The organism is Pseudomonas sp. DD1 (assembly GCF_044510355.1).
Classification (GTDB): Bacteria; Pseudomonadota; Gammaproteobacteria; order Pseudomonadales; family Pseudomonadaceae; genus Aquipseudomonas; species Aquipseudomonas shahriarae.
Genome location: NZ_MSAJ01000037.1, coordinates 179,615 through 195,074 on the forward strand (window position 1 = coordinate 179,615; position 15,460 = coordinate 195,074).

The window sequence follows — 15,460 nt, forward strand, 5'->3', positions numbered from 1 at the left end:
CTCAGAACAGCCACTGGCCGATCAGCCAGGCGTTGGCGCCGCTGATCACACTAAACAGGCTCCAGGCCAGGATCCTGGTGGGCAGGCGATTGACGAACGGCCCCATCAGTTGCCGGTCGCCGGTCATGCGGATCAACGGGTACAGGGCAAAGGGCAACTGCAGGCTGAGCACCACCTGGCTGAGGATCAGCAACTTGCCAATGGCATCATCGCCCATCAACCACACCCCGAGAAACGCCGGGATCAGCGCCAGGCCACGGGTGATCAGGCGGCGTTGCCAGCAAGGAATGCGCAGGTTGAGGTAACCCTCCATGATCACCTGGCCGGCGATGGTGCCGGTGAAGGTCGAGCTTTGCCCGGACGCCAGCAAGGCAATGCCGAACAGGATACTGGCAAAGGCGCCGCCCACCAGCGGGTCCAGCAGGTGGTAGGCGTCCTGGATTTCCACGACCTCGGTATGACCGCTCTGGTGGAATGCCGCGGCAGCCAGCACCAGGATCGCCGAGTTGACCAGCAAGGCCAGGGCCAGGGAACCGATGGTGTCGATACGCGCCAGCTTGACCGCGTCCTGGCGGCTGGCCAGGTCTTTGCCGAACAGGCGGGTTTGCACGATGGACGTGTGCAGATACAGGTTATGTGGCATCACGGTGGCCCCGAGGATACCAATGGCCAGGTACAACGGCGCCGCATCGCTGATCGCCGAGAGCGACGGCGTGAAGCCACGCATGACATCCGGCCAATAGGGTTTGATCAACACCAGTTCGACAAAGAAACACACACCGATGGTCGCCACCAGCGCCAGCATGATCGCTTCCAGGCGCCGGAAGCCGCGGTTTTGCAGGGCCAGGATCAGCAGCGTGTCAAACGCGGTAATGACAATACCGGTGGTCAGCGATACCCCCAGCAACAGGTGGAACGCCAGGGCGCAGCCGAGGACTTCGGCCAGGTCGGTGGCGATAATCGAGATTTCCGCCAGCACCCATTGCGTGCGCGCTGAACGCCGGCTGTAGCGCTCGCGGCACAGCTGCGCCAGGTCCTTGCCGGTGGCGATGCCCAGCCGCGAACACAGGCACTGCACCGCCATCCCCGCCAGGCTGGCGAGCAACACCACAAACAGCAGGTTATAGCCATAGCGCGACCCGGCCTCGATGGCCGTGGCCCAGTTGCCGGGGTCCATGTAGCCGATGGAAATCAGCAGGCCGGGACCGGCAAACTGCAGCACCCGTTTGAAAAACGGCGCACGGGGATCGACGGGGATGGTGCCCGCCACTTCCGGAGGGCAAAACGGGGCGGTCGCAATTTTCGGCAGGCTGAATTTCACGCGGGGTACCCGGCAGACACACAAGACAAGGACGCAGCTTAGCAGTCAGGCGAGACCGTGCGCATCAGCGTTTCCCGGGGCAGATCAAGCGCCTCGACCACCTGCACCACCAGGTCCATTTCCTGATTCAGCGCCTCGCGCTCCATGCGCTGGCGAATCACCCCCAGCACCAGCACCGCCAGAGTCGTGATGGAATACGCCGGCCCGGAAAACGCCCGTACCCCGCTCACCAGCAGCATGGCCGCCGCCAGCGCCTGCCCCACCACCGGAATCGCCGTGGCCGCACCGCGCCGCAGGATAAACCCGGTCAACCCGGCCAGCGCCGTTCCGCTCAAGGCGGTGGTGGCCGAGCGGCCAACATCGAAACGGTGGAAAAACCCCTGTTCCTTTTGCGCGGCGGCCCGGAGTTCGGCCTCGAACACCTGGCGGTCGGCCAGGCTGAGCTTGTCCTTGTACTGTTCGATCAGGGTCTCGGCGACCCGCTCTTCCAGGCTCACCAGGGCCACGCTGTCGATGGGCTGGTCAAACTTGATACCGACGCGCAGGGCCACGTCCTGGGCCAATTGGCGGTAACTCACGCCGTGCCCACGGGCCAGGTTCATAAAGCTGTCACCGCCCATGCGCTGCAACTCGATGGCCAACTGCAGTGGGTCGCGCACATCCGCAGCGATGGTCGCACTGCGCTTGGCGGCCATCAGCTCGGCGAGGAACTGCAACTCTGGCGCCCGTGCCTGGAGCAGCACCGGATACAGGTCCACATCCTCTTCGGCAAAGCGCACCTCGGCACTGCGCTGGTCCGCACGGATCATGCCTCGGCGCTCTTGCAGCAAGTCGGTGTACTGCACCACGGTCTGCAACTGCGGCCAGTAGGCAGCGTGGTCGAACGTGACCAGATGCACATTGGTCACTTTGCCCTTGAGGGATGGCGTCAAGGGGATGGCATAGCGGCCAATACAGCGCTCGGTATCCGGCTTGAGCGCCAGGGCCCAGTCCTTGCTGGAGTGGCAATTGATCACGCGCCCCTTGAGCGGTGCCGACACCTGCTCCCAGGGGCTGGACGTGCAAATCGCCCCGCCCATCAACAACAGGTGATTGAGGGGCAGTTCCCGGGCCAGCTCCGGGCTGGCCAACAGGCTCTTGACCAGCAGGCGTGCGCCCAGGGAGTGGCCGATCAGGTTGATCTGACGGACCTCGATCGACTCGGCGTGCAGGTAGTTGGCCAGCTCCGCCAATAGCGTCCTGGCCACCTCGTCCACCCGCGCCTCGACACTTTTGTAGTGATCGAGAAAATAACCCACCGCCTTGCCCAGCCCCACGGTAGCCGCGCCCAGGCTGCCGCCGCCGAGCATCGAGGCAATGATGTCCTTGAAGGGGGCGAAGAGGTTTTCCAGGAAATGCCCGGCCGGCCAGAACAGCATCAGGTTGGTCGAACCCTCGATCCCCGCCAGCTGCGCCTGGAAACTGGCCAGTTGTTGCTGGTTGAAAAACGCAGAATAACCATGGACATAGAGATTGAGCACCTGCCCCTGGGGCTCGCCGCACAGCACGAACGAGGGCTTGCGGGTGCGGTGCATTTCATCCCACTGGTGTTGCATGAGGCGTTGGCTCCTGGTGAAAACGCAGGGCGATAGTAACAAGAATTGGCGCAGGACCTGGCCCTGTAAAGGACTGCATCCAGCACAACAGGTGGCGAAGTTGTCGATCTTGACCTGCCCGTCCGGGAACGTCGCCCGGATGTAGTTGCGCAAGGTGCTGATGTACCTATCGGTACGACGCTCCATCTTGGAAACCGCCGCCTGGTTGATATCTAATGCCTTGGCCAGGCTTTCCTGGCTCAACAGGCGCTGGCGCAATGCGTCGTGCCTTGGCAAAAATTCAGATTCAACAGCGTAAAAGCGCGCTCTAATAGCGCCCTGTCGATTCGCCTCAAAGATTCTGGAGTAAGCGATGCCCCATGAAGGCAACCTGTTACAAGCGGCCGTAGTTTTCCTGTTGGCGGCGGTGCTGACCGTGCCTCTGGCCAAGCGCCTGCAATTGGGCGCGGTGCTGGGCTATCTGTTCGCCGGTGTGATCATCGGCCCCTCGGTGCTGGGGTTGGTGGGCAACCCGCAAAGTGTCGCGCAGTTCTCCGAGCTGGGGGTGGTGTTGTTGCTGTTCATCATCGGCCTGGAACTGTCGCCAAAACGCCTGTGGGTGATGCGCAAGGCGGTGTTTGGCGTGGGCCTGGCGCAGGTGCTGCTGACCGCGATGGTGATAGGTGCAGTAGCGCTCTGGGCCTTTGGTCAGTCGTGGAATAGCGCGATTGTGCTGGGCCTGGGCCTGGCGCTGTCCTCCACCGCCTTCGGCCTGCAAAGCCTGGCCGAACGCAAGGAACTGAACAGCCCCCACGGGCGCCTGGCCTTTGCGATCCTGCTGTTCCAGGACATCGCGGCGATCCCGCTGATCGCCATGGTGCCGCTGCTGGCCGGCAGCGACCACACCACCACTGCCGCCCAGGACCTGAACCACGGTTTGCAGGTACTGGGCAGCATCGCCGTGGTGATCATCGGCGGTCGCTACCTGCTGCGGCCGGTGTTTCGTATTGTCGCCAAGACCGGCCTGCGCGAAGTGTCCACCGCCACCGCGCTGCTGGTGGTGATCGGCACCGCCTGGCTGATGGAGCTGGTGGGCGTGTCCATGGCCCTCGGCGCATTCCTCGCCGGCCTGCTGCTGGCCGACTCGGAGTACCGCCACGAACTGGAATCGCAGATCGAGCCGTTCAAGGGCCTGCTGCTGGGGTTGTTCTTTATCAGCGTGGGCATGGGCGCCAATATCGGCCTGTTGTTCAGCACGCCCTTCGTGGTGCTGGGCCTGACCCTGCTGCTGATCGCCATCAAGTTGCCGCTGCTGTACGCAGTCGGGCAGATGGTCGGCGAGCTGAACCGCGAGAGCGCGGTGCGCCTGGGCGTGGTCCTGGCGGCCGGCGGTGAGTTTGCCTTTGTGGTGTTCAAGATCGGCCGCGACCAGGGCCTGTTTGCCCCGCACCTGTACGATGTGCTGGTGCTGACCATCACCCTGTCCATGGCCCTCACCCCGCTCCTGCTACTGCTGTGCCCGAAGCTGTTCCGGCCCAAGACCAAGCCGGTGGACGTGCCGGAAGAATACCGCGCGATCGAGAGCGATGCGCCGCGCGTGGTGATCGCCGGGATGGGCCGGATGGGGCAGATCGTGGCGCGGATCCTGCGGGCGCAGAACATTTCATTTATCGCCCTCGACACCTCGGTGGAAACCATCGATCTGACCCGCAGTTTCGGCGGCATGCCGGTGTTCTACGGCGATCCCCAGCGCCCAGAGATCCTGCACGCGGCCAAGGTCGACCAGGCCGAGTATTTCGTGATTGCCATGGATGATCCGGAAATCAACATCAAGACCGCCGAGCTGGTGCGCAATCTCTACCCGCACATGAAGATCATCGCCCGCGCCCGTAACCGCCAGCACGTACACCGCCTGGTGGACCTGGACGCGTCACCGGTGCGCGAAACCTTCTATTCCAGCCTGGAAATGAGCCGCCGCACCCTGGTCGGCCTGGGCCTGAGCGAGACCCAGGCCGATGCAAGGATCAACCGCTTCAAGCACCACGACCTGCAATTGCTGGCGGCCCAGCATGCGGTGTACGACGACGCGGCCAAGGTGATGCAGTCGGCCCAGGAAGCCCGTGCGGAACTGGCGCGGTTGTTTGAAATGGACCGCCTCGAAGAGGAGTCCGCAAAGGTCTGAGGATGGATCCGAACGAAATTGCGAATTTTCTGACAGAATATGGCGCAATTTCGTTCATCCATTGGAAGACCTCATGCTCACCCTCAGCAAAATCGCCACCCGCCTGGCCCTGGCGCTGACCGTCAGCCTGGGCGCCAGCCCGCTGTTCGCGGCAGCCAAGCCGGCCGCCGCGCCGCCGGACGACTTCCAGATCGTCTCGACCCTGGACGGCAAATTCACCTTCACCCTGCCCAAGGGCTATGTCGCCGACGCCTTGCCTGCCGGCGCGCAAGCCCAGGGCACCGCTGGCGCCAACGGCACGATGTATATCAACCAGGCCTCAAAAAGCGTGGTGGTGGTGGCCCAGACCCTGCGCAATGACGGGATCGACTTGAAGGACGACGAACCGTTGTTTCTCGACAGCGCGGTCGAGGGTTTCCTCAAGGACGTCGGCACCAGCCTGCCGGACTACAAGAAACTGGCGCAGAAGAAACTGCTGATCAAAGGCGTGGGCCTGCGCCAGATTGATGGCACGGCCACCATGGGCGGCGGCAAGACCTTGAACTCGACCTTCCTCGCTGGCTCCGGCAACCGGTTGCTGGTGATCCAGGCCATTTCCCGGGCCGAGGATGTGACGGGGCATGGGCTGCTGGTCAGGCAGATCACCAGCGGCAAGTGACATTCCCCTAAGCACCACACATCCAATGTGGGAGCGGGTTTGCCCGCGATCGCGGTGTATCAGCCAATACATAGGCTGACTGACACGCCGCCATCGCGGGCAAGCCCGCTCCCACTTTGTTTATTGCATTCCCCCCTACGGCTTGCGTAGCAGGTAGGTATCCATGATCCAGCCATTGGCCTGGCGCGCCGCCTTGCGCACGCGCTCGATTTCCTCGGCCACCTCGGCCACCTTGCCGCTGATCAGGATTTCATCCGGCGTGCCCAGGTACGCGCCCCAGTAAATCTCCAGGTCCTGGTCCGCGACGCTGCGGTAGGAGTCCTCGGCGTCGAGCATCACCACCAGGGTATCGGCATCGCTGGCCTGCCCCGCCGCGAGCCGGCGCCCGGTGGTGATCTCGATGGACCGGCCAATGCGGTTCAACGGCACTTTGTGCTGGGCCGCCAGGGCCTGGACGCTGGTAATCCCGGGGATGACCTCGAACTCAAACTCACTGCCGCCACTGGCCAGGATCGCCTGCAGGATGCGGATGGTGCTGTCGTACAACGCCGGGTCGCCCCAGGCCAGGAAAGCGCCCACTTCGCCGTCGGCCATTTCCTGGTTGATCATGCGCTCGAACGTCTGTTGCTTGTCGCGATTCAGATCCTGCACGGCCGTGGTGTAGTCGATCTCGCCACGCACACGCTCGGGGCAGTCGGCTTCGACAAAGCGGTAGGTGCGGTCGGCGTCGATATAGGTCTGGCAGATTTCCCGGCGCAGGTCGATCAGCTTGTCCTTGCTCTGGCCCTTGTCCATCAGGAAAAACACGTCGGTGCGGTTAAGCGCCTTCACCGCCTGCATCGTGATGTAGTCGGGGTTGCCGGCGCCAATGCCGATGATCAGGATCTTTTTCATGAAGGGGTTCTCAGTGCGGGGCTGCGATTTTGCCATGTTCGCGCGGCTCAGGTCTCGCGTGTTTCCAAGCGCAGGCGCCACACACCGTTGAAACGCAGTTCGGTGGAGGACAACGGCTCCACATCTATCCGGTTGAACATCGCCAGCGGGCCTTGCATGACGTAGAGCAACGCGGCGCGGATCACAAAGGGGTGAGTCACCGCCACGACATGGCCCGGGATCTGCTCCAGGGTGTGCAGCCACTGCCCGACCCGTTCGCACACTTGCGCAACGGATTCGCCGCCATGGGGAGCGGCCGTGCTGTCCGTCAACCAGGCCTGCAAAGCCTCGGGTTCGGCTTGCTCTATCTCATCCAGCCGCTGCCCTCGCCATCGCCCGAAATCACAGTCGCGCAGGGCCTCGTCTACCTGCGGGTGCTCGCCAAACAGCAGGGCCGTCTGCCGGGTGCGCAGTTCGGGGCCGCACAGCAAACGGGGGGCGCGCTTGAAGCGCTTTGCCTGGGCCAACGGCATCTGCTGCCCCTCCGTCTCCAACGGTTCATCCAAGGCAAAGCGCGTGCGTTTGCGGGCCTGGGTGCTGGCGTGGGCAATCAGGGTCAAGCGGGTGGCCGGCATACAAAGCTCCACGGGTTAAGTGATTTCTAGATGTCACAGCGATCCAGGCAAGTCGCGCCACTGTAGGCCGCCCACACGCCGTAAACCAGCCCCTGTGGATCGCACTTGAAGGCGCTTACAACGTGCAGCGGAACTGATGCTCGTCGCTCATCACCCAGTCATTGCCCTGGCCGCTGAATCACTGCGTTCAAAGAATCATCTCCCCCCTTTTTTCCAAGGACGTGTCCATGAATTCTATCGAATCACGCCTACCTAGTTTTTCCAATGCCACACGCTCCTTCGCAGAACCCCCGCCGGAATCGGGCGCAGCCCACTCGTCAAGTCGATCCCGGCGCGACGCCGTGGATGTGACTGCCCACGAACTGGAGAATGCCCGGCAACTCGTGCAAGACAGTGACCGCGAACTGGCGAAACAGTACGCCCTGACCCTGGCCTTTCACGAGACATCCAACGAGCCTGCTGCAGACTTCGACCCGAGCAAAATGACCGTTAACAACATCCCGCCCTACTCCACATTCGGCAGGGCCTGGAAAAAATTCAACGACGCCTTGAAAGCAGAGCCTTTTGCAACATTTGCCAAAAACAACACCATCAATACGCAAAACTTTACCTGGACCCCCAGCTCAGCGTCGCTGGACTTCGAAATTCGCGGTGCGTCTGGCCACTTCTCGAAATACACCCCCGGGTGGGAAGCGGCATCCGCAGACGTTGCCGCTGCAGCAAGAGCACTGGAACCCAGCGCTGAGCACTCCTTCGCGCATACCGGGGAACACAGTGCTCCGCTGGCGCTGATTGGCGACTTCTACGGCCATGACGCCTACAGCACCAAAAGCCAGCGGTCAGCCTCAATCGAGCAGTTGCTGACCCAGCAATCGTTTCCCTCCCTCCTGCCGGCAAACACCAATAGCCTGCAAGCTGCACATATCGTCGAACAGCAACGCCAAACCGCAGATGTCCTCGCCAAAGAACCCGCCTCAGTGCCTCTTGAGCAAACGCCGTCCGCGCAGGTTGATGAGGCTGACCGGGAGTTGGCGCAGAACACCGCGACTGCCCTGCTGACGCTGCGCAAAGAAACGCGCCCCGCTGCTGCCCTGCCCCCTGCCAGACGCCTGTTTCTGGAACTGCCGCCCCTTTCGACACTGGCCCAAACAATCAAGGCATTTAACGAAGCCCTCTCCAGTGAGGCTTTTTTGGATTTCGTCGAAAAAAACAACCTGGTCGTTGCCAACCTCAGGGTGGACCCGACCACCGGCAACCTGCTGGTCCGCAGCCCCAAAGGCTCCGATGCGCCGCCCAAGATGTTCACGCGCGATGACTCGTCAGGCTGGGCGCAGGTGGCCCCGGCCATAGTGGCGCTGGCGAAAAAACTGAGTGCCGGAACCGGGGCGCTCGTACCGTGCTTCAACGTTGAAACCGCAAGCCTGGGCCAGGTTCTGAGTTTCTATGGCGAGCCGCCAGCGGATCCCAGCCTGCAAGGCGTGCTCAAGCAGAGCTCGGCCCTCAATCGCAACGGTTTCAGCGCGTTGACCAACGCTGCGCACGACCCGCGATCACGGGAGGTCAAGCAAAACCAACTGGCCGTCAAACAACAACTCGATCAGCAAGCTGCCGCCGATAAACCCATCACCATCCCTCCCCGCCGCTCCCCGACCGCCGAGATCGCCAGGCAGCAGTTTGCCGGCGAGCCCGGTTTGCAAGCGGTCGTGGGACGGCTGCTGACGGACGCCATAAAGAGTGCATCACCCGGGCTGGACTTCGACATCAATCAGGTCGACTTGGCCCAGCCCGACCCGGACAACCCGGGTCAGTTCAAACGCAAGCCGCTGACGACGCTGGCCCTGAAATACCTGGTAGACGGTGCGGTCCCCGACTTGCCCGCCAACAGCAAACTGGTCGACACCCGCCCAGACGTCCTGACCCATACCGGCAACACCCCGGACACCCCACTCGCCGTTGACATGGGCGCGATCCAAAGCGCATTCCGTGCGCTGCCAGGCCAACTGGCGCAGGCGTTGACAACCGACGTATCCAACTATTGGGACCAGCCCGCCTTCGGCGCCCCCACCCGTGCAAGCCTCAGCCCGTTTGCCGGCAGTCGCCGGACACTGATCAGTAACCTGTTACGGGACAACCTGCGACTGGCCGCACTCAAGCAGCCGGGCCTGGACGATCTGCAGCGCGAAACCCTGGACCTGGTGGTGCGCTACCCCAACGGATCGACGCGCCCAAGCTCCAACGACAGTGCCGAGGTGACGGTATTCAACCTCGGCAGCATTTCAGAGCCCAACCAGGGCGCGATAGAGTCCACTTCAGCCAACCTGCTGATTCAGCGCCATGTCGGCGAGCGCACGATTCTGCTGCTGTGCGAACCCAGCGGCAAAGTCACCCCCTATGACTCCTACGCGGCGTTCAACGCGGCACGGGAGCGACAGCTCAAAGCGCAGGCCCCTGAACAACGGCTTCTCAACACCTTGCGTAAGGTCGACGGCAATGCTTTCCAGACCCAGGCCGAGACGGTGATCACTCAGCGTCTGGATAACAGCCTTGCTCCCGACCCCAGCTGGCTGAACCTGGACACACTGGATCAGCCTTCACGCAAGATGCCCAGTTGGGTCAGCAACGCCACCGAGGCCGAACGTGTTGTCTTGCGTGAACTGAGCCTGCAACTGGCGAGTATCACCCAGCGCAATAAAGGGCGGACCTACAACAGCGATATCCCGGATATCCGGCCCTTTGCCGAACAGGCTTTCGATCAACTGAAGGCGGTGAGCCACCCGGCGAAAAACCTGGAGGTGGTGTTCAAGGTGCCCGTCGGCGGCAACTCGCCAGGTGGGGTGGTCAGCGGCAGCCTCCATCGCGAACGCATGAGCATGACCGACGTGCTCCTGAAAAACCTGTCGGGGCTGCCCAGCCGCGACGTGGAGGTTTATCTCAAACCGGGTAACACGCGGGTGCCGGAGCTGGAAAAGGATGGCGAACTGCAGAAACTGATCGAGAAGGTCGACGTGGGTAAAAGCTACCCCGAGCTGCTCAAGCGCGAACTGCTGGACGATCCCGTCAAAAAAGCCCAACGCCAGTCCCTGTTTGCCCAGCAAGTCCCCGTGGAACTGCAGATCAAGGCCCTGGATCTGGCGGTTAACAAACAATCGGGGGTCGATACCACAGGGTTGCGCTACGTGCAGGCGGCCGTCAACCCGCAACCCGGTGCACAGACCGTCGATGGCAAAAAGATCGTCGTCCGCCCGCTGGCGTTCGTTGCCGGGCCAGGCGCCACACCCGAGGTGGTCGACAACATGTATCTGATCGAACCCGAGGACAGCAGCGGCGGCCCGCATATTCTCTACCGCCCATTGATCGCCGACGCACCGCTGCTGCAATTCCCCACCCGCCAGGCCTTGCTGGAGGCCATCCAGCAACCGGGGCGCCTGCAAAACGACATCCTGGCCTGGTTTCCCGACAACGCGACCCGCGACTACTACAAGGCATGGAGTTTCAAGGAGCCCTCCACCCAGACCACCAGCCTGTTTGGCGTGGGCGACGGAGAAACCGTTCCCGCTGCGCCCACACTGGCGGTGGGCGGCTATGCCGCTGCCGATGCCCTGAAGGCCAAACTGCAAACCGGGCAATTGATAAACCACCTGTACGACGCCAATGCCCAGGGTCTGATCAGCATGGCCGAACAACAATCTGTCTCCGACGCCGAAAGCCGCTGGGCAACGCTCAAGGAAGGCGGCTATCTGTTGCTCAACGCGGTACTGCCGGCCCTGCGCGGCCCCGGCGCGGCCATTGGCACGGCGCTGCAGTTCCAGGGCATTCTCAGCGACCTGCAAACGCTGGCGGACAACGCCACGCCGGACAAAGAAACGGCCATGGCGGATTTGCTGCTCAACTTTGCAATGCTGGTGACCCACTCTCGAGCACGCTCCTCACGCAGGCCGGTCGATCCCCCACCGACGCCGGGGGTGACCCAGGCAGCGCTGCGCAGTGGCAGCCACAACAGCATCATCGAGGCGCCGAATGGCGAAAAGGTCCGGCGCCTGATCGTGATGAAGGGCAACATGCAAAAGATGCAACTGATCAAAGGCAACCTGTTCAGCTTTGAAGATGAATACAAAGGCAAACCTCGGCTCAACATCAACGCTCATGGTCGCGACCTCAGCTTCAGGGAACAACTGTCCGGTAAAAGCTCGACCATCCTGTATGACGGTGCTGAGCATACCGCCGAGCAACTGCATGCCCACTTGCTCGCCAAAGGCATTGATCCCAGCCAGTTCGACAACGTTCGCTTGCTTGTCTGCTACTCCGGCAATGGCGCCGAGAACTCCTTCGCCGCCGAGTTCCAGCGGCTGATCAACAAGCCGGTAAAGGCCTTCGTGGGCACCGTGACCGTGACCCCGAGCCCCGAGCTGGTCACCGCCGAGTTCAAGACCGGCATCCAGATGCATGGGGCGCAGAAAGGCCCAAAACTGGTGAGTGACACCTACGCCCAATACGACAGCGTGGACACGGTCAAGGACCGCACGGGTATTTCCCTGATCCGCAACCCGCTCGAATATGTGCTCTTCTCCTACTACCCCGTGTATTTCCCGCCCCGCACCGGCGCCACCGCGGCAAGCCGCTGAGCATCAGCACACTGGCGGCACTGCACAATCGCTGCGCCAGATTGACGAAAGGGCCTGCGAATGTTCAGATGCCGCCCTGTTTCAGGTGCCTTATGCCGCCGTGCATAGGGTGAAACGGGAAACCGGTACGCTCATTCGAGCAAGTCCGGTGCTGCCCCCGCAACGGTATTCGCGTGACCCCTTCGACACACCACTGTGGCCAGAGCGCCATGGGAAGGTGAAGGGTTCGATACGCGAGAGCCCGGAGACCGGCCTGGAATTTCTGTTTGGCATAATCCTGCGGTGGGCGGGCATGGGCCGGTATCGGTGTGTGCCCGGTGCCTTCTCCTGCGTGCTTCTGCGAAGATACTTTCGAGAAGACTATGATTTTCCAACGTTCCTCTACCTCTGGCCCGACCCTGCTCCTGGGTTGCCTGTTCAGCCCGCTGCTGCTCGCCGATGACACAGCCCTGGTGCTCAACCAGCAGATCGTCTCTGCGCCGTCGGTGGAATCCACCACCGTGGCCGATATGGCCCAGTACGGCAGCAAAGTCGAGATTGTCAGCCGCGAACAGATCGAACGCGCCGGCCCCAGCGCCGATATCACCCGGGCGATGCAGATGTTTATTCCCGGCTTTTACGTTGCGCCGAAAAACGGCCCCTTCGACTACGGCACCTATTCCCTGCTGGGCGGGCGCAATGACGACACCCTGATCCTGCTCGATGGCGTGCGCCTGAACAACCGCCTGTACGGCGGCCTGTACCTGGACACCTTGCCAGCCAACGCCGTGGAGCGCATCGAAGTGCTCAAGGGCGGCCAGAGCCTGTTGTTCGGTACCCAGGCGGTGGCGGGTGTGATCAATATCGTCACGCGCAGCCCGCAGACCCGTGACGTGTCCGGCGAAACCAACATGGGCGTCGATACCTTTGGCGGCACCACCGGCGATGCCCGGGCCGAGCGGATTTTCACTAACGGCCTGGGCGACCTGGGCCTGCTGGCGTACGTCAGCCACAACGTGTCCGAGGGTTACCAGCCGTTTCGCAACCGTGACATGAGCAACGTCAGCGACAAGAAACGCTCCTACGAAGTCACCACCTTCGGCGCCAAGGCCATCCAGTCCCTGGGCGATGATTCGCGCCTGGAGCTGTTCTACCAGTACTCCGACGCCAACCTGGACTTCGCCGGCGCCACCAACAACCGCAAGACCACCAACGACCGCGTGCAACAGATCGCCACGGCGACCTACGAGCAACGCCTCAATGAGCGGCTGAGCTACTTCGTCAAGGGCCATATCAACGATTGGGACACGCGTTACTCGCGGGTCAACAACACCGCCGACGGTGGCACCGTGGTGCGTAACCGCGATGACTACTGGGGGTTCACCGACTGGGGCGTGCAAGCCGAAGGCAAGGCTGAGCTTGAAGGCGGCCATGTGCTGGTGTTCGGCTCCGACAACCAGTGGTTCAAGGGCCAGGACGATGTACTGATCATCGACAACAACAAGGCCGAAGCCCACGCCCTGTACAGCCAACTGCGCCCGCAGATCGACGCCCTGCCCGACTGGCACCCGAGCATCGGCCTGCGCCACGAAACCATGAGCGGCGGCGACAGTGCCACGGTCGGCATGCTCACCTCGCTCTACGACCTCAATGCCAACTGGGCCCTGCGCGGCCAGTACGGCAGCGCCTACAAGCTGCCGAATGCCGAGCAATTGTTTGTCAATGAACCCGGCGACGAGATCGGTAACCGTAACCTCAAGCCGGAAAAAAGCCGCAACGCCGAGCTGGGCCTGGACTACAAGGGCCTGCTGGCCGACCGCGAGTTCAGCGCCAGCGTGACCCTGTTCAAGCGCAAGATCACCGACCTGATCACCCTCGACGATAGCCACTGGGTCAACGGCCAGGGGCAGATCCAGGTGCGCGGCTTCGAGGCCGACGCCAAGCTGGCGCTCAACCACCAGTGGAGCCTGCAGGCGGACATGACCCGCAACCTGACCGAGTCGCGCGCCGGCGTCACTCTCAATGATGTGCCAAGCTTCTTCGCCCGTTCACGGGTGGGTTTCGAGTCGCAGAATCGCCTGTGGGGCGCCGGCGCGGCCATCCGCTATATCCACGATGTGATCAGCTCGAAAAGAGTCGAATACGGCCACTATTCGGTGGTGGACGCCGATGCCTACCGCTACCTCGACAACGCCCACCAACACCGCGTGAGCCTGCTGGTAGAGAACCTGTTCGACCGCGACTATGTCACCAGCCGCTCCAGCAATGTCGACAACCTGGGCCGACCGTTCACCACGGAGGTGCGTTACACGTATCGCTTCTGATGACTGAAATCACACAAATCGACGGGGTGGACAGCCACCCCGACTGGTCCCATATCCCCGAGCATGCCCGCCATGTGCTGCTGTGCACCGGCCCGCGCTGCACCCAGCGCGGCGCCCTGCAGATCTGGAAAACCCTGCGCCGACGGCTGCTGGAACACCAGCACATCGAAGTGCCCGGCGGCGTGCTGCTGACCCGCACCCATTGCCAGTTCCCCTGCAACCTGGGGCCGGTGCTCACGGTGTACCCGGAGCGCTGCTGGTACGGAGTGCGCAGCAAGGCCGATGCCGTACGCCTGGTGGATGTGCACCTGGTGGGCGGCGAGGTGCTCGAAGAGTTATTGATCCGGGAGCGCCCATGAAACGCTTGGGAGGATTTGCCATCGCCCTGGTGTGCAGCGCCTCGGCCCTGGCGGACAGTTATCGCAATTGCCAACAGGAGTGGCACCTGTCCCATACGCCGCCGGCGCGGATTGTCGCCCTCAACCAGCACGCCGCCGATATGCTACTGGCCCTGGAGGCCGGCCCGGCGCTGGTGGGCGTGGCGTACCTGGATGACAACGGCGCCGCGCATAAGCAGAGCACATATTTCGCTGTGCCGGTGATTGCTCCGCGCTACCCGGCCAGCGAGGTGCTGTACGGGCAACAGCCGGACCTGGTAGTGGGCGGCTTTGCCACGGCTTTTGGCAGCGGCATTACTTCACGCACCGGGCTGGCGGGTAATGGCGTGGCTTCGTATCTGCTGGAATCGGCGTGTGCCGGGCATTCCCTGGATTACTTCGGGCACATTCGCAATGACCTGCTGACCCTGGGCAAGCTGCTGCATACACCGCAGCGGGCCCGCGAGCTGATTGACGCCCTGGACGCCGACCTGGCCAGCGCCCAGGCATTGGCCAAGCCCGCCAAGCCGCTGTCGGTGTTTTACCTCGACAGTGAAGTCAACGGCCTGGACAGCGAAGGACGGCAAGGTTTCGTCACCACCCTGCTGGCGGCTGCCGGAGCGCACAATATATTGGCTGGGATCAACCAGTACCGGGTCACGGTCAGCAGTGAGACATTATTGATGAGCGATCCGGATGTGATCCTGCTGGCCGACGCCGTGTGGTCCCCTGCCAGCCGCAAACGCCAGTTGCTGACCCGCGACCCGGTGCTGTCGCGCCTGCGGGCGGTGCGGGAAAACCGCATGATCGATATCCCGTTTACGCACCTGGTGCCCACTGTCGGCAGCGGCAAAGTGGTGCTGGAGTTGGCCCACGAGCTCAACACCTTGTAGGCGCGGGCCACTCATGACTTCT

At 62.6% G+C, this 15,460-nt stretch carries 10 protein-coding genes, 1 pseudogene and 1 riboswitch; of the genes and pseudogenes, 6 read left to right on the forward strand and 5 right to left on the reverse strand.

Annotated features, from left to right (window positions below; genetic code table 11):
* Position 1: 1 nt before the first annotated feature.
* The 3 genes and pseudogenes from PSFL_RS23975 to PSFL_RS23985 all read right to left on the reverse strand — a co-directional run.
* A complete protein-coding gene (locus PSFL_RS23975) occupies positions 2–1,321 on the reverse strand; it encodes an Nramp family divalent metal transporter (protein WP_057444760.1) in 1,320 nt (439 codons plus the stop codon).
* Positions 1,322–1,359: 38 nt separating this feature from the next.
* A complete protein-coding gene (locus tag PSFL_RS23980) occupies positions 1,360–2,916 on the reverse strand; it encodes a DUF726 domain-containing protein (RefSeq protein WP_120734417.1) in 1,557 nt (518 codons plus the stop codon).
* Between the two features lie 93 nt (positions 2,917–3,009).
* Positions 3,010–3,228 (reverse strand): annotated as a pseudogene (locus tag PSFL_RS23985) (helix-turn-helix domain-containing protein); the annotation flags it as partial.
* Between the two features lie 40 nt (positions 3,229–3,268).
* Here PSFL_RS23985 and PSFL_RS23990 point away from each other — a divergent pair.
* Entirely contained in the window at positions 3,269–5,077 is a 1,809-nt protein-coding gene (locus tag PSFL_RS23990) for a monovalent cation:proton antiporter-2 (CPA2) family protein (RefSeq protein ID WP_057959191.1), read from the forward strand.
* Between the two features lie 73 nt (positions 5,078–5,150).
* Positions 5,151–5,735: a hypothetical protein gene (locus tag PSFL_RS23995; RefSeq protein ID WP_057439079.1), complete on the forward strand. Its 585-nt coding sequence runs from the start codon at positions 5,151–5,153 to the stop codon at positions 5,733–5,735.
* 135 nt (positions 5,736–5,870) lie between these two features.
* Here PSFL_RS23995 and cobF read toward each other — a convergent pair whose 3' ends face one another.
* Entirely contained in the window at positions 5,871–6,629 is a 759-nt protein-coding gene (cobF, locus tag PSFL_RS24000; RefSeq protein ID WP_115127943.1) for a precorrin-6A synthase (deacetylating), read from the reverse strand.
* Between the two features lie 47 nt (positions 6,630–6,676).
* Positions 6,677–7,243, reverse strand: coding sequence for a histidine phosphatase family protein (locus PSFL_RS24005; protein WP_169960946.1), 567 nt, complete (start codon positions 7,241–7,243; stop codon positions 6,677–6,679).
* Positions 7,244–7,584: 341 nt separating this feature from the next.
* On the opposite strand from PSFL_RS24005, the gene PSFL_RS24010 reads away from it, so the two are divergent.
* The 4 genes from PSFL_RS24010 (at position 7,585) to PSFL_RS24025 (ending at position 15,438) form a co-directional block, all read left to right on the forward strand.
* A complete protein-coding gene (locus PSFL_RS24010; protein ID WP_397470564.1) occupies positions 7,585–11,865 on the forward strand; it encodes a hypothetical protein in 4,281 nt (1,426 codons plus the stop codon).
* A 66-nt stretch (positions 11,866–11,931) separates the two neighbouring features.
* Positions 11,932–12,137, forward strand: a riboswitch (cobalamin riboswitch).
* 90 nt (positions 12,138–12,227) lie between these two features.
* On the forward strand, positions 12,228–14,168 hold the full coding sequence (locus tag PSFL_RS24015; protein WP_397470565.1) for a TonB-dependent receptor plug domain-containing protein: 1,941 nt from the start codon (positions 12,228–12,230) through the stop codon (positions 14,166–14,168).
* On the forward strand, positions 14,168–14,527 hold the full coding sequence (locus tag PSFL_RS24020; protein ID WP_057439082.1) for a ferredoxin: 360 nt from the start codon (positions 14,168–14,170) through the stop codon (positions 14,525–14,527). Before PSFL_RS24015 ends, PSFL_RS24020 begins: the two co-directional genes overlap by 1 nt.
* Positions 14,524–15,438: an ABC transporter substrate-binding protein gene (locus PSFL_RS24025; protein ID WP_397470566.1), complete on the forward strand. Its 915-nt coding sequence runs from the start codon at positions 14,524–14,526 to the stop codon at positions 15,436–15,438. Before PSFL_RS24020 ends, PSFL_RS24025 begins: the two co-directional genes overlap by 4 nt.
* The last annotated feature ends 22 nt before the right edge of the window (positions 15,439–15,460 follow it).

Coding starts and splice junctions, on each gene's coding strand:
- PSFL_RS23980 (WP_120734417.1), bottom strand. CDS start 2,916: ATGCAACACCAGTGGGATGAAATGCACCGCACCCGCAAGCCCTCGTTC.
- PSFL_RS23990 (WP_057959191.1), top strand. CDS start 3,269: ATGCCCCATGAAGGCAACCTGTTACAAGCGGCCGTAGTTTTCCTGTTG.
- PSFL_RS23995 (WP_057439079.1), top strand. CDS start 5,151: ATGCTCACCCTCAGCAAAATCGCCACCCGCCTGGCCCTGGCGCTGACC.
- cobF (WP_115127943.1), bottom strand. CDS start 6,629: ATGAAAAAGATCCTGATCATCGGCATTGGCGCCGGCAACCCCGACTAC.
- PSFL_RS24005 (WP_169960946.1), bottom strand. CDS start 7,243: ATGCCGGCCACCCGCTTGACCCTGATTGCCCACGCCAGCACCCAGGCC.
- PSFL_RS24015 (WP_397470565.1), top strand. CDS start 12,228: ATGATTTTCCAACGTTCCTCTACCTCTGGCCCGACCCTGCTCCTGGGT.
- PSFL_RS24020 (WP_057439082.1), top strand. CDS start 14,168: ATGACTGAAATCACACAAATCGACGGGGTGGACAGCCACCCCGACTGG.
- PSFL_RS24025 (WP_397470566.1), top strand. CDS start 14,524: ATGAAACGCTTGGGAGGATTTGCCATCGCCCTGGTGTGCAGCGCCTCG.